Genomic DNA, 20,092 nt, shown 5'->3' on the forward strand with positions numbered 1-20,092 from the left:
ATTTGCATTGGCGCCGGGCTCTGGCTCACGCCGCCGGAGCCACAGTCGCCACAGGAATACGCTCATTAGGCGCAGTCACGTCATACACATGCTGCTCACACCCCTTCCCGATAATCACGAACTCCACCAGGTAGACCTTTTGCTTCTCAGGCTTGAAGGTCGAACTCATGGGGCCGCATTCATACACATAGGTTTTGACGAGGCCAACGTAGTTGGCGTTGTAGACCCGTGACTCGCCGATCACTTCAAAGGGCTGCCCCGGGTCAGCCTGCACTTCCAACTGCGGGAAGCGTTTGGCGACGGCGCTGTTGCCCACTTCGCTCATCTTGGCGATCCAGCCGAATACCTTGCCGCGACCGGAATCAACCACCGTCCCGAGGATTTCCGGACGCTGGTCCACATCGGAACTACGGCGTACGGAGAACTGCACCGGGTAGGTGAAACCGGTTGCCTTCATGATGACCTTGGCGTGTTCGGCGTCCACCTCGACCTTTTTTTGCTGCAACTGAACACCGTCCGTCAGCAGGCTTGGCGAGGAGTTCCTGGCAGTGGAGTGGCAGCCGGCCAAGGCCAGGACGAGGATTAGGAGTGAGGTCTTTTTCATGGGTAACTTCCTTGAACACAATTAAAAATCTGGCTCGGGCTACGTGGGAGAACCGCAGCCCGACGCCGTTTTCTATCGGCTGTAAAACTTAAAACGCGTACCGCGCCTTGAGCATCACCCCATCGGCATCAAACCCACTGCGGGCCTGGCGGGTGTAGCTGGCCCCCACGGTAAAGTCCGACACCTGGTAGTTCACGCCGACACTGGCTTCATAGCTGTCACGCGCCACCGAAGCGCCGGTGACGGTGAACGCAGAACCGCCAAGCACATAGCTGGAGGTTTGTGCGACGCGATCACCCATCAGGTCGTGATACGCCATCAAGGTTGCTTCCGGCTGCAGGCTACCGGCGCCCATGGGCAAGTTGCCCGCCAAGCGCACACCAGCGCCCAGCTCGCCCACTTCATAGCGTTGCGACTGGGTGCTCAGCGCGGCCGAAGAACCCTTCTCGTCGAAACCGTCCATGCGCACGTTGGCGTAACGCGCTGCCACGCGCGGCTCGATCACCACGGCCTGCGACGGCTTGAAGCTGTAGCCGCTGATCACACTCGCAGACAGCACATTGCTGTCGTAACTGCCCTTGGCTGTGGTGCCGGCGATATGGCGTTTGCTGTCGTTGTCGTTATGGCCATAGCTGAGGCTGCCGTCGACAAACCAGTTTTGCAGCGACCAGTTGCCGTACAGCGACAGCGCATGGCCCTCCACATCGGTCTTGTTGCCGAGGTCGGAATGGATGTTGGAGTTAAGGTAGCTGTACGCCACGCCCAAGGTGGTGGTGTCGTTCAAGCGCCCGTCCACACCCACGGCCATGCCGCTGCTGTTGGCCGAGTAGCCGTTGTTGCCGCCCCGCCCATCCTGGTCCATGTTGCTGCTCAGGCCCTGCACCCACACGCCGCCGGTTTGATGGCTTTCGCGCTGGTCGGTGAGGCGACTGAAGATGGCGCCGTTGATAACGGTCTGGCCCGACAACGCCACGTCCAAGGCGCCGCGGTTGACGTCCGGCTTGAGTTGTTCGCTGACTTGCGCCAGTTGTTGCGCAGTACCGGCGTTGGCCAGGGCCTCGAACACTTGATCGTTCTGGTTGAGGCCGCCGAGCACGTCATTTTTGAAGGTATTGACCGCCGTGGCCGCTGCGGCACTGGCGCCCACGCCGGCCAGCTCTTGCTGCACTTGCTGGTTGTCCTTGACCGCCACCACCGCCTTGACGGTTTGCGCGTCGGCCGAGTAGCTGAGCACGTCGAGCAACGACGACGAACTGGCGACCGACAGGCCGTTGTTCTGCACACTGTTGGCTTGCACCAAGGTGTATTGGGTGCCGTTGTTGGTGCGTGCGAAGTCGCCTGGCTGCGCGCTCACCGTCAGCTTCGAGGCCTGGGCGAACGTGGCGTTGCCATTCACGTTGAGGTACGGCGTGGTCGGCACGACGCTGTCGGACAGGTGCATATCGATGCCCGCGCCGTTGGCAACGTTAAGGTCGCCGGTGATCGTGGTGCCCGGGGCGGAAAGGTTCAGCGAGCCGGAGTTGATCGAGACCGGGGCGATGATGCGGCTGCCGGTGAAATCGGCTTGGCCTGCGACATTCACCGCGCTCAAGTTGAGCAGGTCGCCGGTGATTTTGCCGCCGGTCCAGTTCAGCGTGGCGAGGTTGGCGGCGTCGATGGCGGTGCCGGAGTTACTGCGGATCTCGCCGGCTTGCTGGTTGATTTCGAAAGGCGAGGTTTGGTACTTCGCGTCCACCAGGATCGCCGTGCTGTCGGCCTTGATCAGGCCACGGTTGACGATGCCGCGTGCACCCGTCTGTGGGTTCAGGGTAAAGGTCGCCCCGGCCAAATTAATGGCCACCGCGTTGGTGCCGTTGGCTTCAATAGTGCCGGTGTTGAGCACGTAATCGTAAGTCCCGGAGTTGAACTGTACGGCTTTGGCCAGCCCGCCGTTGACTGTCACCAACCCGCTGTTTTCGATGCGCAGGTCACTGGTGTCGGTTTCAACCTCGATGCCCAGCGCTTCCTCACCGGTGACACGAATGGTCCCGGAGTTGAGAATCTTGCCGCCGATGGTCACCGGCATATTGTTGTGAGTGTCCAGAATCAGGCCGTAGCCGTAGATGGACGTCACATCAATCAGGCCGGAGTTGACCACGTCACCGCCGACGGTCGTACCATTGAGGTACATGCCCTCGCCATCACTGTCCGAACCCGGTACGTCAACGGTCACGATGTTGCCGGAGTTGATGACGCTGCCACCGATGTTGGCGGCGCCCACTTCAAAACCTTCGGCCCAGGTCTGGTTGGTCAGCCTGATCGAACCGGCCTGAATCACATCCCCGGTGATGGTGCCGCCACGGGCGCGCAGATCCGAGTCCAGCGCGCCGTCCACCACAAAACCTCGAATGTTGAGGCCGCTGCCATCGATCGTGTAATCGGCGCGATTGATCAACGAGCCCTGAATATCCGTCTCGGCAACGCTGGCCCCATCGACGAAACGCTGCGTGGCCACCACATTCCGCGAACCGGTCAAGGTGACAGGTTCGTTGAACACCTGGCCTTTCCACCTGTTCTGGCCGGTGCTGACGTCAAATTCCACCGCACTGACATGCGCGGCAACTGCGCTGACCATGAGGGCTAACAGGGTTTTCTGGAACGGCTTACGCTTCATCTAAAACTCCATGAACTACAGTCAAAGCCGCCAATAAGCCCGGCGGCTGTAGGTGTACTGAGCGAAGGATCACTTGATCCGAGTGCATGCCCCCAAGGCGTCTTTCTGCAACGCAGGCGCGAGCGAGTGCACCGCAGCGGGCGGTGGCAGAAAAGTGAATGAGGGGGCGAGGTTCACATTAATCCTTAATGTATTTTGAAAACGCTGCAGTCCATGCAGCCCGACCGGTTGCGGGTGGGCGGGGTAAAGACACTGGGATATACAAAATGTTCAAGATGCCCTGCGGTTTCGGTCAATAACACCCGCGCCGACATCAGCCACCGCAAGCCACGGGGCGATGTCGAGCCTATCGCGGAGTTACTTGAGCTCCTTCACCAGATACCCACCGGAGATCTGCGTGATACCCGTCAACGCACGGCGCAATGCCTCAGGATCAGTGCGATAAGTGAGCGGTGTGTAGCCGTAGACATTCTGACCATTGAACGGCGTGACCGTCTCCACCGTGCGCCAGAGCATCTCGTCGCCACGGTCCATGCGCGCCACCACGGTGAGCGTTGGGTAGACCACGCTGCTGAAACCCTGGGTCAGGCGAAAGCCCCACTCGCCCACCGTTAGTTGAATCTGTGCATCGGCCGGCTCGTCGTCAGCCACCACCTTGAGCGATGACGTCTTACCCAAGGCATCGATAAAGGCCTGCTTGAGCAACACGCCCAAGTCGATATTTTCGGCGTCCATCACCGTGAGGATCGCGGCCGGCGTCGACATCTCGGCCAGTTGCTCCGCCTTCATGCCGGCGGCAAACCCCGCGCCGCTCAAGGCCGCCGTGCCCAGCTTGGACGCGCCGCTGGCCATGCCGACGCCCGCGCCAAGCCCGGCGCCCAGGGCCGCACCCCAGGCTTGTTCACGGCCCATGTAGACCATGTTCTTTTCCCACTTAACGGGCAGCACTTTGACCGTCTTGACCTGCGCACGATGCTCGGGCGTGAGGGGCTGGCTGACGCAGCCACCGAGGATGAGGGTGGAGAGGAGAATCAGGAGAAGGTTTTTCACATCAGTCCTTTAATGTTGGTGGTGGGTGGATGCGTTTAATCATCGCCAGGGTGTCGGCAATGGGGGTGAAGACATGAGGCATTGGTATTGGGCCAGTACTTTGCTGCCTTGCGTGGGTTTGGGTGCGGGCTTATAGTCCGGGCCGTCGCCCACATGGCGATTCAGGTTTGGCGACCTGACAACAGAGCGCAAAAGCATCCCGCTTCTATGCAGGTGTTTTTGCACCCGCAAAGCTGTGCATGATATGGCGGCTGTGCGCGGGAGACCTTCGGGTCTGCCGGTTTTCTCTGTTGCCGGTTCGCCAACCTGCGTACAGCTGCCACCCATTCGTTTGGCGACGAATGAGTGGTGGCTTAATCCACCAACAGAGTACTGACAATGAATCGATACATGCCCCTCACGGGCCACGACTGCACCGTCCCCGCCCTGCTTATCGACACCCATGCGCCCCTCGATGTCCTCCACGACGCCGCCGTGTACCGGATTCGCGCCGTAACCCAACTGCTGGAAAACCTGGCCTTTCGCGAACAGCTCAGCAGCGATGCTGTGGTGCTTCAAGACTTCGCCCAATTGCTGGCTATTCCGCTGCGCGATGGGTGTGATTTGCTGGATGTCATCAGTCGCAGGCTCAATACCGATCCATCCTGAGTAAAAGCCGGGCGGCCTGGGTGCCGCCCCTTTAACTCGGTTAAACAACCTCACTTACCATGAAGCAAAACTTTTAAAGCATCTTTAGAAACGCACACTATGCGTGCCCACTCTTCTTTTTCCAAATACTCTTTATCAGAAAGATCAGTACCATACTTATCAAAAAGCGCGTTAATAGCTTGAACCACGTCCTCGATGGCTCTAGCTTCCTGATCATTTTTCAAAACTAGCCCTATCCAAGTGTATGCATTTTCAGCGAGCCCTGTATCGTCATATAAAAAATGTATTGTGTAATCAAGTTCATCATAAGCTAAATCCGGCGATGAACGTTCTACCCATGCACGGTACTGGTAATATGAGTCCGACAAACCTGCCAGATAGGAAACCAGCTCCTCTCTCATACTCGGAAATTTTAATTCGGAGGGTTCCAAGTTTTCCATTTTTTATACTCACTGGGCAAAGGGGACGGATTTATTTAATTAACTCATAAGGAATTTTTAATATTTAAATAAATCCGCCCCCTTTACGCTCAATTAGAAAAATCTGCCCGCTTTTCTTTTTTTAGCTCCCCACCACATGGATTGATCATCTGCATTATCTCCGTATTTGTTGTATAGACAATAGCAGGAGACTTCGTAACATAAGTTGCCTCACTGGTCCGCCCGGAGGCTTCTACAAAATTACCCTCTGGCCCGACATAGGCTTTTTTGCCTGGCTGCACCATGATGTCGAGCATGAGCTTTTTCTTCTTCATGTCCGGTTTATTGTGCACATCGAATGTCCAAATCTGCAGCCCATACTCTTTGGTGAATAAATAGAAATTCGGCGATGTCTCTCGGGATTCGTAGAGGTGGGCGCACATGACGTCACTGACTGTTACTGTTAAGTCGGGTTTGTAGTGCTGACCGCTATAACTGGCAAGTATCAGCTTTGTACGTGTCTGTACTGCAAGTGCATCCTGTGGATGACACGGGATCATGTCACCATAAGGATAGGTGCACCAAGTCACCTGACTCATCGTGACAATCTCGTCAGGCCTTACGGAAAGATCCTTTTGGATGGAAATCTGGTCCTCGGGCTTTTCGTAGGGAATTCCTGCGCAACCTGTTAATAGAGTGAGATTGATCAGGGTGAAGAGGTAAAGAGCTTTCCGGCATACGTTCCAATATTTCATTGTTGAAGTTCCTTTTCTGCTGCCATGGTTTTTTACCGCTACTAAATGGACAAGCCGACTCAAAGGGGACGGATTTATTTAATCAGCTCATCTGAATTTTTAAATATTTAAATAAATCCGTCCCCTTTACGCAGCCCCCTTTATGACATTTAAATAAATCTGCCTCCTGTACGCTCATAAATAAAATCGTGGCCTGCCCCCGTTTTTACCCAAAGCTAGCGCTACTTCCTCTGATCGGACCCTATTTCCTCGTCGCATTCAAGAAACAGCTAAGAATTTCACACCTGTAACCCCAGCAGCTTGCAGCTTGTCCTTAACTACCAAACTAACAATAATGGCCACTTCAAATTTTTTTAGTCTAAAAATATGTAAACCTTTAACTTTACTTGTATCTAAATACAAGCTCATAAAACCGCGATAATCACCAGCTTTATCCGGCCTAATCGGATCCAGCTCTTCGAACTTTTGAAACTGCGACCTTTCTTCATCTACGCACTCAACGGACGCCAAGGTCACCATCACATTAAAGTCATCTACAGACCCGTGAGAGTTAATACTTACCGGGAAAAATTCTACTTCAGGGAAACACATTAACTCCTTTCTAACTTTTTCACTGACTATGGGAACACCAAAAACCTCCGAAAAAGTAAAGTCCATCCTTGCGCCGGCAACATATACATCAATTTTTCCATGATTTAAGAATTGGGGACGGGAATGCATAAACGCCCAATTATCGACTTCATGTATATCTCCCAAGTGCCACCTACCCGGAAAATTCACATCATCTATCAAACGGAAATATTGCATAATATTACTCTTTTTTTAACCAACGGTTTACTTGACTGCCTGGCGTAACAGCCTCGACTTTAATCCGTTCCAAGGTCAACTCTATAGCATTTTTATAAGCGCTTGTGTTGGCCGGAACACCGACAGTAGCAGACTGAAGCTGATCATATATATAGGCGTGATAGTCTTGAGGGTGAGGTCCTTTATGACCAGGAACAGCTACTTTGTTAATAGCGTCATCCAAATCGAGTCCAGCTCTTGTGAAAATCGCTTCAAATTTCGGAGTCCATGGGCCCCCACGGGCAGTAGATACGCAGTTTTTATTGGTACAGATATGATGTACGGGGGCAGGCCGAGCTAGTAAGTCCGATGCCTCTCCTGCAATTTTGCCTTCAGCAAATCCGACCTTCGCAGTATCTGCTGCTTTAGCTTCGAAATACCCCTCCGGCAGCGCACACGGCCCCGTATTGTGCACCCACGTCTTCAGATCCCCAACGTAGAACGTATGCCCCACATCAACCGTCAGGTTGTACGTCTCACCCACTGGCAGGTAAAGCTCCAGCGACTCAACTTCAGACGATGTGTTATCCGTGTCGCCGTCTGCCAGGGATTGCAGCAGGTCCCCCGGCTTCAGGTCGATAACAGAGATAAAGTCGCGCTTGGCCGGTACGTAGAACGGGTGGCCAGGGGTGACCAGCAGGGTTTCGCCTTCCGCTTTGCCGTCTACGCGAACGCTTTTCAGCTTGAGGCGGTAAATCGGTTGGTCGGAGCGCTGATGGGTGGCCAGAATTTTAGCGGCGAAGGGTTTGCCGCCTTTTTCGGGTTTGCTCCAGACCACGTCACCGACTTTGAGCGACTCGATGGTGCGGTCGCCGTTGGGGGTCGAGACTTTGGTGCCGGCCGCGAAGCAGCAGGGCTCTTTGTATTTCGAGAGAACGACGTCATCGCGTCGGGTCGCGAACAAGTCATCGGCCCTGGCGAAGCTGCCCACATCGCCGGTGTAAGCGGTTTGCTCGTATTTCCCAATCGAGGTGGTCGGGGCTGTCGCATTGGCGCCGGTGCGCTCGAAGCGCACGGCGGAGTCAAGGCTGTTGGGGGTCAGGCCATAGTTCGGGATGTCATCCGCAACGCGTGCGATGCCGCTGCTGCCAAGCGTTTCCTGGCGGCCCACGTTGGTCAAACCGACGTCGCTACGGGCCACAAGTGCGCCGTCGGCCCTGACGACGCTTGAAGCCTCGCCAACCTTGGAAACCTGCCCAAATCGGCCGGAAGGCGCGATCATGGTCAAACCATCAGTCATTAACTCAGTGACTTGCGCCGCTGACTCATAGCTGTTGCCTTGCAAGCTCGAGACAAATTCCCTGCCCGTCTGCCTGGTGATCATTTGACCGCCGCGGTCCACCGTCGGGTCGGCAATCGGCCCCAGCAGGCCGTCGGTCATTTCCAGTGGGCTGCTATTACCTAAAAGCCCACCGGCAGTCTTGGCAAGACCTTGCACTGACCCCCATAGACTGCGGCCAGCCCCTACTGCCAGGCCTTTGGCAACGTCGCCGTAGTCAGTCGGTTTGCCGCTGTAATCCAGGTTAGTCTCGTAAAAATCTACCAACCCTTGGGTGTTACGCCCTTTCGGATCACCCAGGTAGTCGATGTTTATAGTGCTGTCTTTGTAAGCAGTCGGCCGAGTCGTGCGGAAATCAAGAATCAAGGCCGCTGTTTCATTACCTGAGTACCCCCGCTTACTGCCGTCTGCGGAAGCGTCGGTTCGGGCGTATTGATCTGCAATAGGTGTAAGCGCAAGACCCAGATGCTGCAAAGTAGCCGTGTCGATAGCGTCTACGTCTTTTTGCGAGATCGACTTGCTCCAACCTTCATCGGTGTTGTACGCCAGGGCAACGCCCATCAGTCGCGTGGCTTCTTCGACACTGATGCCTTTTGCCGCTGCCAGCGCAGGCGCTTGCTTTTCAATCAGCTCAGGCGCTCTTGGGTGCAACTGCTCGTTGTAACGCTCAACATTGCCCGCCACCCACGCGGCGTCATTCGGGTTGCCGTTAACCAGCGAGCCGGCAGCAATACCAATGAGCTGCGCGGTGGCGACTTTGAATTGATCATCGGTGGCGAAACGCTCATCCAGGTACTTACCGAGGTTCTCGTTCGCAATCGCCGTCAAGCCCTCTGCCGCACCGGCGGCAATGGCGCCGGTCTTGAAGTCGCCGCCTCGGGCCGCTGAAAGCGCGCCACCGAGGAGAGCATGCATCAAGACCTTCTGCGTTGAGCCGGGGCTCAGGTCCAGTTCGTTCGCGAGGTTGCCAAGGCCCTTATTGCCCGCCGCTGCGGCAAGGTCGAAACCTTGCGAGACCAAGGCTGAACCGAGGTTGTCTTGCAAGCTGCCGCCGTTGATGGCGGTGGAGATGCCACTTTCGATGACGGCATGGGTGCCGCCGCGCAGCACCGCATCCTGTGCTTTTTGCCAACTGAGCCAGTCACTGGAATAGCCTGGGTTTTGTACCGGCCCCGCTGTGGTGACTTTCGCGCCCGCACCGTCGGCCGGGCTCGCGCCCTTGAACCAATTACTGTCTGCGTAGTTCAACGCCCCGGTTGCCAGCCCCGCGATGGCGGCGTTTTTCAGGCTACTGCTGCTGAAGGTATCCTTGAGCGCAACGCCGATGTTGCCTTTGTTGTTGATCGTGCTCACAGCACCGGTGCTGGCCAGCGAGGTCAGTGCGGCGGTGGCCATCATGTTGCCTAGCCCGGCACTGGTGGCGGCAACTGCCGCCGACGTACTAGTTGCCGCAACCGCAGCTGTGCCGGCGGCCATGGCTGTCCCTGAGCCCGCTGTCGCGCCTGCGGCCCAGCCAGCCATCGCACTCGCACCGCCTGCCGTCAGCACGGTCACGATAATAATGACCGCCAGCATGACACCCTGCCCCATGCCAGAGTTGCTGTACTTGAAGGAGTCATGCAGCTCTTTTACCTGCCTCCAATCCACATCGCCGCGCTTCTCGGCTTCCTTGAGCCAGGCCAATTGCGGGTCGGCCTTGACCATCGTGTCGATGGTCTGGCTGACGGTTTGCTGGTCGACCTGCTTGACGTCGATTTTCAGGCCGTTCACGGCTTGGATGACGGTTTGCCCCTTTGCAACCAGTTCGCTCTGGCGCAGGGTCTCATCGGTTTTGCCTTTGCCCTTCATCGAGAACCAAGCCATGTTGCTCTTGCTCTTGGTATGGCTCTCGTCGTGATAGTCCTTCACGCCTTCAAACGTCACGGCGCCGCCGCTTTTCAGGATCAGGTCGTTGCCGCTGTTGAGCTTGGCGACCTGGTAGAGCTGGTCGCCGTTACTGACGAGAGTCAGGTTGCCAGCGGTCTTGATCTCAGTGCCGACGTTGGTGGTTTGGGTGACTTCGTCGCGCTTGGCTTTTTTCGCACCCCAGCCACCGTTCTCCTTCATGTCATACAAAGTATGCGTACTGTTCTGCGCCGCCAGCAGGTTCAACTTATCCCCGCTATACAGATAAGCCTCATTCCCCGCACTGATCTTACTCGCCACAATCGTGGTGTCGCGCCCGGCCTGGCTCTTAAAGTCCGCGCCCGCCGTCAGCACACTGGCCAACTGCGTGGTCTGCTCATCGACCGTCTTGATGCGTTTTTTACCGTCTTTTTCTTTGCCCTCGACGTTGTGCACATCACTGACAGAGGTCACGTTGAAATCGCGCCCAGCCTGAATGTTCAGGTCCTTACCGGCGGTGGCGGTGCTGCCAATAATGTTGACGTCTTGCCCGGCCTGCATGTTGACGTTGCCGCCCGCCATGACGCTGGCTGCGAGGTTTTTGACGTCGGTGGTGATGGTGGATTTTTCGCCGCCATCAATGGTGTTGTGGATCACGCTGGTGTCGCTGACGGCGACCAGGTTCAGGTCGCGGCCGGCGCTGAGGCTGGCGTCGTTACCCGCGACCAGGGCGCCGTGGTTGTTGAGGTCGCGGCCGGCATCGATGGCGAAGTTGCCGCGTGCGGTGATGGTGCTTGCGCTGGCGTCGGTGAGGGTGCGCATGCCGACGCCTTCACGCACTTGGATCGCGGTGTTGTCGTTGGTAATGTCGCCTTTGAGGGTGGTAAGGCTGACTTGATTGCCTCGAATTTCGCCGCCCATGGCGTTACGGATGCTGTCTTGGGCCAGCAGGCTCAGGTTGTTGCCGGCTTCGATCAGGCCGCCGTTGTAGAGGCTGCCGCCACTCGCGGCGCTGAGGTTGTTGCTGGCGCGCAGGGTGCCGACGTTAACCAGGTCGCCACCGGTGACGAGGTTGAGGTCGCGGCCTTGGATCAGGCTGTTGCCGCGCACGTTGCGCGATTCGGCCTGGGCCAGGTAGAGCACCGGCACGAGGACGGTCTGGCCGTCGACCACGCGGTTTTCCATCCACACGATGTCGTGGGTCAGGGCGCCGACTTGCTGGCCGGTGAGGGACACGCCGACGCTCAGGCGCAGGGCGTCTTTGCTGGCGAGGGCGTTGTCCATCAGGTAGCGGAACTGGTCGGCGTCGCTGAGCAGGCCACCGGCGAGGAAGCGTTGGCCGGTTTGTGCGAGTACCGCGTCGCGAATCAGGCGGGTCTCGTATTGGCCATCGCCGAGGCGGCGCCAGGCGTTGTCGCTGTTGAAGCCGAGTTTGCCGAGCATGTAGTCGGAGCTGAAGAAGCCCGATGCCGTGGTGAACTCGGGGTTGGTTTCGATCAGGTAGTGGCTGGTGGGGTCGGCGTTTTTGACGAACAGGCCGTATTCACCCTTGGGCAGCTGGAAGTATGGCGAGGTGGTGGGGTCGACCGGGGCGAACGGCGTGCCGGTGTAGTCCACCGGCACGAAGCCACCGCCCGGTGCGAGGGTGGCCACCGGCAGCACGCTGCCGGGCGCCTGGGCGCTGGCGTCGTTGACGTGCTTGCTGAGGTTGATATTGATGCCGCCAACGGGGATGCCGGTCTGGTCATTGCCGAGGGTGCCGGTCAGTTGCTCCAGGGTGTTCTCGTGCAGCGTGCCGTTTTGTATTTTGTTGGTGACTTTGGACAGGTCGACGGTGCCGCCGGCTTGCAGGGTGGCGTCGTAGGCGAGGCCGCCGTTGGGCGTCCAGGTGGTGACGTCACTCGATTGCCGGAACGGATCGCTATTGGGCGACAGCGCTTTCAGCGCTTCAAACGTTGCCTTGTTGAAATTCCCGGCCGCCGTCGCGTTGTTGAACGCAGGCACATCGACGTATTCCATGCGTTCCCACAGGTGCTTGTCGACGTGCCCTGGGGTGCCGATGACAATTTTGCGCTGCCCGGTGCGCGTACTCGCGCCCTGGTTGAGCAGGTCGACGGCCGCGATGCTCAGGTTGCCATTGGCCGCCATCAGGCTGTAGCGGTTCTGCACGGTGTCGCCTTGCAGCAGCATGTTTTGGCCAGCTACGAGCCGCGCCGATACCGAATCCTGGATCGCTTTTTCCAGGTAGGTTTCGTTGATGGTGATTGTGCCGCGCCGCCAGTCGTCTTTCTCGCCGCAGTGCTGCCCACACACCCAGCTCAGGCTCCCGGTCTCGAGGGTTTGTCCCAATTCGAAAACGTCTTTGGCGTTCTCGATAAAGCCGGCGTTGATGCCAATCGAACCTTCGCTTTCTACGGTGCCGGAGCGGTTGCTGAACAGCACCGCACGCCCGCCATCCACACCGGCAAAGGTCAGGTTGCCTTTGCTGTAGACGTCGCCGTAGCTGTTGCTGAACCCATTGGCGCGCAGGGTCATGTCGCCACCGCTGAACAGCAGCGAATCGGCGCTATTGGTGATGCCGTTGACGGCCGTCAGATTCACTGCGCCCTGGGCGCCGAGGGTGCCGCGGTTATTGATTTGGGCCGCTGCGATATCCAGTTGCTGACGCGCGGTGAGGAAACCGAGGCTGTCGAGGGTGCCGCTCAGTTTGAGCTGGGTGTTGCTGCCCGCGAGGCGACCGCCGTTCTGGCTGAGGTTGTTGGCGGTCACGCTGAGGTTTTGCAGGGTTGCGATGCGCCCGCTGTTGCTCAGGTCGCCGCTCAGCCTGAGGCTGAGGTCGCCGTCGCTGAGCAGTTCGCCGCCGTTGTTAAGGCTGGCCACATCGAGGATCAGGCCCTTGCTGCTGGCCATGCGGTCGCCGGCCTTGAGGGTCAGGCCCTGGCTGCTTTTGTACGTGAGCACTTCGTTCAGTTGCAGACGGCCCAGGCCGTCGACGCTGCCGAATGCCCAGTCAGCGGTGCCCATGCCATTGATGTTGCCCTGGCTGCCGGTGAGGCTGGCGGTGTTGATGCGGAACAGGCCGTTGCCCGCGTGCTGCAACTGGCCACCCTGGTTGTTCAGGTGCGTGGCATCGAGGCTGAAGGCTGTGCTGCCGAACTCGAGGGTGCCGTCCTGGTTGTTCAGGGTGCCGCTGAGGTTGAGGCTGCTGCTGGCACCGGCCAGCGCACGCAGTTGCCCGCGTGCGCTGTTGTCGAGGTTGCCACCGTTGAGGGTCAGGCCCTGGTTGGCTTCAATCAGGCCGCCTTGGTTGGTGAGCGTGTCGCGTGAAGTCAGGTTGAGTTGGTTGCCGCTGATCTGGCCGCCCGCGCTGTTGTTGAGGGTGTTGCCGGTGATCGTCACCTGTTCTTTACCGAACAGCTTGCCACCTTGGTTGGCCAGGGCTTCGACGGTCAGTTGCAGGTTACCCACCAGGCTGGCCAACGTGCCGTTGCTGGCGTTGTTCACGCTGTCGGCGGTGATGGTCAGGGTGTCGCCTTGCACGGTGCCGCCAGTGTTATCCAGGCTGCCGGTATCCAGTTGGGTAGGTGCGCCGCCGCTGAGCATCAGGCCTTTGCGGTTGGTCGCGTCCTGGCCGCTGTAGCTCAGGCCCTGGTTACCGGCCAGCAGCTGGCCGCCATCGTTGTTCAGGTGCTGCGCGGCGATGTCGAGGCGCTTGCCGCGCAGGGTGCCGCCACTGTTGTCGAGGGTGGTGAGCGCCTTGACCAGCACGCTGCGCTCGCCAGCGTCGATGACCCCGCCTGCGTTGGTCAGCAGGTCGCTGACGTTGAGGGTCACGTCGCCGCCATTGCTGACCAGCGAGCCTTTGTTGCTGTTGTTGAGGGTCTGCGCGGTGACGTCAACCGAGGTGCCGATCAGGATGCCGGCGCTGTTGTCCAGCCGCTCGCCTTGTACCTGCAACAGGCCTTCGCTTTGAATACGGCCTTGGGCATTGAGCAATTGGCCCGGGCCTTTGAGCAGCAGGCTCACGCCCGGCGCGCCACCGGCCAGCAGGCCGGCGTTGCGGTTGTCGAGGCCGGAGGCGCGCACGTCGAGTTGGTCGCCCACCACGCGCCCGGCGCGGTTGTCGATGTCACCGCCGGTCACGTCGAGCAGCAGTTGTTTGCCGACGATTACGCCGCTCTGGTTATCCAGGTTCGCCGCGCGCAACTCGACATCGCCCTGCCCGGCCTGCAAGCGGCCTTGGGCGTTATTGAGCTGTTGCGCGGTGACGAGGGTCAACTTGCCGGTGTTGGCGCTCAGTACGCCATTGGCGTTGCTGCTGAGGTTGCCGGCGTTGAGGTTCAGGTCGGTGCTGGCCTGGGCAAAACCCTGGCTGTTGTTGAACCCATTGGCAACGGTGAGGTTCAGTGCGCCGTTGTCAGCCTGGATCAGGCCCTTGAGGCTGTTGTCGAGGTCGCTGGCGTTCACCGTGAGGGCGCTGGCAATCAGCTTGCCGTTCTGGTTATTCAGGCTGCCAGCGTTGACGGTCAGGCCGTTGGCGATCACTTGCCCGCCGCTGTTGTTGAGTGCGGCGCTGGTCAGCACCAGGCTGCCACCGGACATTTCGATGCGGCCTTGGCGGTTGTCCAAAGAGGCGCTGTCGAGAGTCGCGGCCTGGCCTTCACCGAAGCGAATCAACCCGCCCAGGTTGACGATGGCCGGCGCGCTGATCGCCAGGCTTTGCTCGCCGTACACACGGGCGGTGGCGCCTTGGTTGGTCAGCTTGGCCGTGCTGACGCTGACGGTTTTGCCCTGGATGATGCTGCCCTGGTTGGTCAGCGCCTGCGCGGCGGTGATCGCCAACGCGCGGCTGGCCAGCAGGTCACCGCTGGTGTTCACGCTCTGCGCGTTAACCACCACGTCGCCCGTGGCATTGCGGCTGTTATCGGCCTGCACGCCCGCTTCGATGATGCCCGGGTTGGTGACGGTGGTGGCGTTGAGCTCGATGCGCTGGCCAGCGGCCAGGCTCTTCTGGTTGACCAATTCTTCGGCACTGCTCACCTGCACATTGCCGGTGGCGTAGACCTTGTCGGTCAGGTTCACGTTCTGCGCGGTGACCTTGAGGTTACCGGTGGTCGCCGTCTGCGCCATGCTCAGGCGCCCATTGGCATCCAACTGGATATCCCCACCACTGGCGGCCAAGGTACCGTCGAGCTTCACGCCCACGCCGGCCTCGGTGCCCACCAGTTTGATCGCACCGGCGTACATGCCGCCCAATGCCGAGGAGTCGATGGCCAGTTCGGGCTTTGCGCTGCCGTCATTGGCGCGCGCGGTGGCTTTCAGGCTGTTGGCATCGACGTCGTTACGCCCCGCAATGACGGTCAATTCCCGTGCATTGATCTGCGCATTGATCTTGGCCGAGCGGGTGATGATTTCGAAGCGGTCGACGTTGCTGGCATTCAAGCCTTCGCCGTCGATGGTCACGGCGCCGCCGTCAACCTGGTAGCGCTGCAACTGGCCGCTGGCGTCGAGCACCGGTTTGCCGGTGGTGAGGGTCACGTTGGGGGTGTTGATAAAGCCGCAACCGCTGCATGTAACGCCGTACGGGTTGGCGACGATGACTTTGGCCGACTGGCCCGCCACTTCGGTGTAGCCGCGCAGTTGGCTGGGGCTGCCGCCGTTGACTTCGTTGAGGATGACGCTGGCCGCGCCGCCCTTGAGGTTGGGGTTGCCGACGATGTAGCCACCCAGCTGGGTGTTCGTCATGGGGCCGTTGGCGTTGTTGAGGATCACGCCGTTGGGGCCGACGTTGTAGTCCTTGAATTGGTTATGGGACAAGCCACTGCCATTGGGGGTGGCGATGTTCACCACCGGTACGCCATTGCCGGCCTGGCCGACGGTGGTGCCCGGCGCGCTGACCACAATGCCTTCGGCCTGGGCCAGCAGCGGCTGCCAGAACAGCGCGTTGGCCAGGATCAGCACCAGGCCGCGCTTGGGCAGGCCGAAGAACGAGTCTCGCGGTTTCAGCGCAGCAGAAGGTTGGCGGGCCAGGAAGGCAAAGTGGCGAACATCCATTGTCATATTCTCGATGTAACGGGGCGTTGAATTACAGGAAGAAATCCATGCGGAAGTAGATCGGCGCTTCGCGCTCGCTCATCACTGCCGGGCGTTCCAGGGAATGGGCAAAGGTCACGCTGGTGCTGACGTATTTGCCACGGGCGAACAACTCCAACGAGTTGCTCGAGACCCGGCCATGCACTTCACCGTTGTAGCGGTCGTTGCTGATCACACCCTGGTCGTAGCCGACGCTGGCGCCGTATTCGGCAAAGGCCGGGCGCATCCAGTCCCAGGTCACCGGGCGCGCCCAGCGCACGTCGTTGCGCCAGTAGCCGCCGCTGTCGCCGGTGAGCTGCTGGTCTTTGAAACCGCGCACCGAGGCCGAACCGCCGAGGCTCATGCGCTGGGGGCTGAACAGGATGTCTTCACTGCGTTGGCCGGTGGCCAGGCTGGAAAAACTGAACGACTCGCCCCACAGCGTGAACGGCTGCAAGTAGCTGACGGTGGCGGTGTATTTGCGGTAGCGCGCGTTGGGCAGGCGATTGCCGTACTGATCGCGCTCGTTTTCAGCTTGGGCATCGAAGGCGCCGATACCGTTCTGCATGCCCAGGTCGAGGTTGACGAAGGCATTGCCGATGCGGCGGCCGTGGTTGATGCCCAGTTGCAGTTCGCTGAGGCGGTTGCTGCTGGGCTCGGTGCGCACGTCGAGGATGTAGTTGTTGGTGCGCAGGTGCGACACGCCGACGTTCACCGAGGTCTTGCTCACGTCGTCACGATGGATCACGCGCTCGGCGCGCAGTTGGTGGTTTTCGTTGTCGCCGTTCTGCTTGAATTTAAAGTCGTTGGTTACGCCAAAGGTGCGGTAATCACTCTCGCTGTAGGTGTAGCTGAAGTTCCACCAGCCCCACGGCACGTTGTAGTAAAGCATGGTGTTTTTCGAGGTTTTCTGGTGGTCGCTGACGGCATCGTGGCCGCCGCGCAACACAAGCTGGTCGGCCAGGCCCAGCGGGCTGTCCCACTCAAGGCCGGCGCCCCACTGCTGTTCGCCGGTGCTTTTCTGCCCGTCGTTATTGCGCGACAGGCTGGCGCGCCAGGGCTTTTGCGGGACGTTCTTGACCTGTACTTCACTGCCGCCCACCTGGCTGCCGGGGGTCAGTTCCATTTGTGCCTGCTTGGACGGCAAGCGGTTCAACTGGTCCACCAACTGCTCGATTTCCCGCAGGTTGAGCTGCTCGCCAACCTTGCCGGGAAAGGCCATGGCCAGCTCGCGTTGGGACAGGTTGCTGCCGTCGGCGCCCTTCAAGCCTTCGAGTTTGCCTTCCACCACCAACACCTGGAGGTGGCCGGTGGACAGGTCCTGCTGCGGCAAGTAAGCACGGCTGGTGACCATGCCTTTGTCGATGTAGTAGTCCGTGATCGCCTTGAGCACTTGATTGAGCTGGGACACGCCCAGACACTGGCCGATATACGGCTTGAGCAGGCGATCGCGGTCCGGTGCAGGCAGGCTGTCGGCGCCCTTGAGTTCGATGTCTTTGATCGGGAAGCAGCGGGTGTCAGCCGGGGTGGCAGGCGCTTCGGGCTTGGCTTCTTTGCCGGGCAGTTCCTTGAGGTCTTCAAGGCGCCGGCGCTGTTCTTCCAGCAGACGGTTTTGCCGATCACGGATCAGGTCCTGATCGCCAGGCGTGGGCGCAGCCGTCGCACTATTGAGTGCGAAGCAAGTCAGCAGGCAAACGCCCAGCAGCAGCCGAGTCCGTGGCAGTAATAAAGACATGTTCGATCCGTCGAAAAAGCGGGGGCCGGCAAACTAACATCGAACTTCCGGTGGGCCAAGATTCTGGCTTAGTGGGAAGTTATGTTTAACAGGCATATAAGTTGCTGATTATTAACAACAAATAAATCATGCAACGTTTAATTGCTTGCAATTGGAATTTTTATTCCGACAAGCGGTAACAGTTTTGATACACCTCCAATGGTGGCGCTTACAATTGCCATTACTTGGCCATCAATGCGGTATCAAGACTGGTTAGTAGCCAAAAGATGGGAAAAGTTCGCAGTTATTTTGTGAATTGGATCCCATTTTTCGGCATCCCGGTTAACCAACCTCCTTGGTCCGCTCCTGCCCCGCTACCAACTTCAACCCTGGCCGCTCCACATGCCGGGACACATGGGCTGTCACTTCCTGCACGCCCCCTTCGTGGTCGTTATGAATCACCAGCACACCCGGGCGGCGCAGTTGCTCCAGGTCACCTTCCCCCAGGCTGAAGCTGTCGCTCAAACGCTGGTCGCTCAGGGCCTTGGCCGCCGAACGGCGCTGGGCAAACCGCTTGCCGCGTTGCTGCTGGTAACGCGCCCAACCGATCAGCACCACCGCGTTGAACACAGCGATCCACAGGTAGATCTGCAAGGTGTCCAGCGCCGCAAAAATCGGCGCTTCGATCCGCGGGCCGCCGTGGCTGTCGAGCATCGGCACCATGCCGCGCACCAGCAGGAGGATCAGCCCGGCCCAGGCCAGCAGGGTCAGGAATACGTCGATCGCCCACATCACCGGGCGCTGTTGGGTTCGGATCAGGTTCATGGCTGCACATCCGTAGTGGGGGCTTTGATACCGCGATCCGGGCTGACCCAGCGCGCGCGTTTCTGGTGTTGGCGGAACAACACTTTGGGGAAGCTGACCAGGGTGGTGAACAGGCTCACCAACCAGAACACCAGCGGGTACCAGACGGTCCAGAACAGGGTTTTCCACAGGCCCTTTTCATAGCGCCGGTCGATCATGATGCTCACCGCGAACTGCACCAGGCACACCACCGCCAACAGCAAGCCGGTGAAGGCCGGCGGCATCAGCGAGTCGACGGCGATGGCGGCGGGCAGCGTCACGACTTTGCCCACGGCCCAAAAGATCACCGAAAGCAAAAAGGTGAAGGCCCAGCCGGTGGACAGGCAGTACTCGAACAGCAGCGGCCACAGGTAGCGATGGCGCCATTGCCAGATGCCCCGGATGTTCTTGAACAGCACTTCGGCGCCACCCTGGGCCCAGCGCAGGCGCTGCTTCCACAGGCCGCCGAGGGTTTCCGGCATCAGGATCCAGCACAGCGCGCGGGGCTCGTAGAAGATGCTCCAGTGGTCCAGTTGCAGCTTCCAGCTCACGTCAATGTCTTCGGTGATCATGTCGGTGCTCCAGTAGTCGACCCGGTCCAGGGCCGCCCGCCGAAACGCCACCACCACGCCGGAGACGGTGAAGATCCGCCCGAAGACCCGCTGGGTGCGCTTGATCAAGCCGATGATCGAAGAGAACTCGCCCACCTGCACCCGGCCGATCAAGGTGGAGCGCGTGCGAATCCGCGGGTTGCCGGTGACGGCCCCCAGGCGCGGGTTGTCGAGCATCGGCGCCACCAGGTACGCCGCGGTGTTCGGCGAGAGCAACGCATCGCCGTCGATGCACACCAGGTATTCGCTGCGCGCGGCTACCGCACCCATGCGCAAGGCCACGGCCTTGCCCTGGTTTTGCGCAAGGTGCAGCACCCGCAGACGCGGTTCTTTCAGCGCCAGCGCATCGAGCACGGCGGCGGTGTTGTCGCTGGAGCCGTCGTTGATCGCGATCACTTCAATGTTGCGGTACTGCTGGGCCAACGCGGCGCCGATGGTTTCGGCGGCGTTGTCGCCTTCGTTGTAGCAAGGGATCAGGATCGAGATCAGTGGCTCACCGGCCAGCACCGGCGCCGGCGTGTCATCCGCCCACGGCCAATGGCGCTCCCAGTGCAGCCAGAAGTACAGGCCGCCAGCGATCCACAAGCCGGACATGAACAGCGGATAGAAGAATACGAAGTCCATCAGGAACTGCCCGGTGACCAAAAAGATCAGCCCAAGGGGCACACCCAATACCAATGACAAGACGATAAGCGCGAGGATTCTGTCGAACAT

At 59.4% G+C, this 20,092-nt stretch carries 11 protein-coding genes; 1 reads left to right on the top strand and 10 read right to left on the bottom strand.

The features are described from left to right. Positions 1–25 precede the first annotated feature (25 nt). The 3 genes from BLU46_RS15170 to BLU46_RS15180 all read right to left on the bottom strand — a co-directional run bounded on the left by BLU46_RS15170 (position 26) and on the right by BLU46_RS15180 (position 4,307). On the bottom strand, positions 26–604 hold the full coding sequence (locus BLU46_RS15170; protein WP_093203059.1) for a hypothetical protein: 579 nt from the start codon (positions 602–604) through the stop codon (positions 26–28). Between the two features lie 88 nt (positions 605–692). Further along, positions 693–3,257, bottom strand: a complete 2,565-nt coding sequence (locus BLU46_RS15175) for an autotransporter family protein (RefSeq protein ID WP_093203064.1) — start codon at positions 3,255–3,257, stop codon at positions 693–695. Between the two features lie 357 nt (positions 3,258–3,614). After that, positions 3,615–4,307, bottom strand: a complete 693-nt coding sequence (locus tag BLU46_RS15180) for a hypothetical protein (protein ID WP_093203069.1) — start codon at positions 4,305–4,307, stop codon at positions 3,615–3,617. A 390-nt stretch (positions 4,308–4,697) separates the two neighbouring features. Here BLU46_RS15180 and BLU46_RS15185 point away from each other — a divergent pair, with 390 nt between their 5' ends. Continuing rightward, positions 4,698–4,955, top strand: coding sequence for a hypothetical protein (locus BLU46_RS15185; protein ID WP_017478047.1), 258 nt, complete (start codon positions 4,698–4,700; stop codon positions 4,953–4,955). Positions 4,956–5,005: 50 nt separating this feature from the next. On the opposite strand, the gene BLU46_RS15190 is transcribed toward BLU46_RS15185, so the two are convergent. The 7 genes from BLU46_RS15190 to pgaC all read right to left on the bottom strand — a co-directional run bounded on the left by BLU46_RS15190 (position 5,006) and on the right by pgaC (position 20,092). Beyond that, positions 5,006–5,395: an SCO4402 family protein gene (locus tag BLU46_RS15190; RefSeq protein WP_093203074.1), complete on the bottom strand. Its 390-nt coding sequence runs from the start codon at positions 5,393–5,395 to the stop codon at positions 5,006–5,008. An 89-nt stretch (positions 5,396–5,484) separates the two neighbouring features. Further along, on the bottom strand, positions 5,485–6,129 hold the full coding sequence (locus tag BLU46_RS15195) for a hypothetical protein (protein WP_063033649.1): 645 nt from the start codon (positions 6,127–6,129) through the stop codon (positions 5,485–5,487). A 258-nt stretch (positions 6,130–6,387) separates the two neighbouring features. After that, complete coding sequence (locus BLU46_RS15200; RefSeq protein ID WP_093203077.1) at positions 6,388–6,936, bottom strand: imm11 family protein; 549 nt, start codon at positions 6,934–6,936, stop codon at positions 6,388–6,390. A 4-nt stretch (positions 6,937–6,940) separates the two neighbouring features. Then, positions 6,941–16,192, bottom strand: coding sequence for a two-partner secretion domain-containing protein (locus tag BLU46_RS15205; protein WP_093203082.1), 9,252 nt, complete (start codon positions 16,190–16,192; stop codon positions 6,941–6,943). Between the two features lie 31 nt (positions 16,193–16,223). Next, a complete protein-coding gene (locus BLU46_RS15210; RefSeq protein ID WP_093203087.1) occupies positions 16,224–17,945 on the bottom strand; it encodes a ShlB/FhaC/HecB family hemolysin secretion/activation protein in 1,722 nt (573 codons plus the stop codon). Positions 17,946–18,266: 321 nt separating this feature from the next. Beyond that, positions 18,267–18,749, bottom strand: a complete 483-nt coding sequence (pgaD, locus tag BLU46_RS15215; protein WP_063033652.1) for a poly-beta-1,6-N-acetyl-D-glucosamine biosynthesis protein PgaD — start codon at positions 18,747–18,749, stop codon at positions 18,267–18,269. Next, positions 18,746–20,092, bottom strand: coding sequence for a poly-beta-1,6-N-acetyl-D-glucosamine synthase (gene pgaC / locus BLU46_RS15220; RefSeq protein ID WP_003218180.1), 1,347 nt, complete (start codon positions 20,090–20,092; stop codon positions 18,746–18,748). The genes pgaD and pgaC overlap by 4 nt, the downstream gene beginning before the upstream one ends.

It is taken from the genome of Pseudomonas yamanorum (assembly GCF_900105735.1).
GTDB lineage: Bacteria > Pseudomonadota > Gammaproteobacteria > Pseudomonadales > Pseudomonadaceae > Aquipseudomonas > Aquipseudomonas yamanorum.

Excerpts from the sequence above, each read along its gene's own strand:
- BLU46_RS15170 (WP_093203059.1), bottom strand. The coding sequence starts at position 604 with ATGAAAAAGACCTCACTCCTAATCCTCGTCCTGGCCTTGGCCGGCTGC.
- BLU46_RS15175 (WP_093203064.1), bottom strand. The coding sequence starts at position 3,257 with ATGAAGCGTAAGCCGTTCCAGAAAACCCTGTTAGCCCTCATGGTCAGC.
- BLU46_RS15185 (WP_017478047.1), top strand. The coding sequence starts at position 4,698 with ATGCCCCTCACGGGCCACGACTGCACCGTCCCCGCCCTGCTTATCGAC.
- BLU46_RS15190 (WP_093203074.1), bottom strand. The coding sequence starts at position 5,395 with ATGGAAAACTTGGAACCCTCCGAATTAAAATTTCCGAGTATGAGAGAG.
- BLU46_RS15195 (WP_063033649.1), bottom strand. The coding sequence starts at position 6,129 with ATGAAATATTGGAACGTATGCCGGAAAGCTCTTTACCTCTTCACCCTG.
- BLU46_RS15200 (WP_093203077.1), bottom strand. The coding sequence starts at position 6,936 with ATGCAATATTTCCGTTTGATAGATGATGTGAATTTTCCGGGTAGGTGG.
- BLU46_RS15205 (WP_093203082.1), bottom strand. The coding sequence starts at position 16,192 with ATGGATGTTCGCCACTTTGCCTTCCTGGCCCGCCAACCTTCTGCTGCG.
- BLU46_RS15210 (WP_093203087.1), bottom strand. The coding sequence starts at position 17,945 with ATGTCTTTATTACTGCCACGGACTCGGCTGCTGCTGGGCGTTTGCCTG.
- pgaD (WP_063033652.1), bottom strand. The coding sequence starts at position 18,749 with ATGAACCTGATCCGAACCCAACAGCGCCCGGTGATGTGGGCGATCGAC.
- pgaC (WP_003218180.1), bottom strand. The coding sequence starts at position 20,092 with ATGTTCGACAGAATCCTCGCGCTTATCGTCTTGTCATTGGTATTGGGT.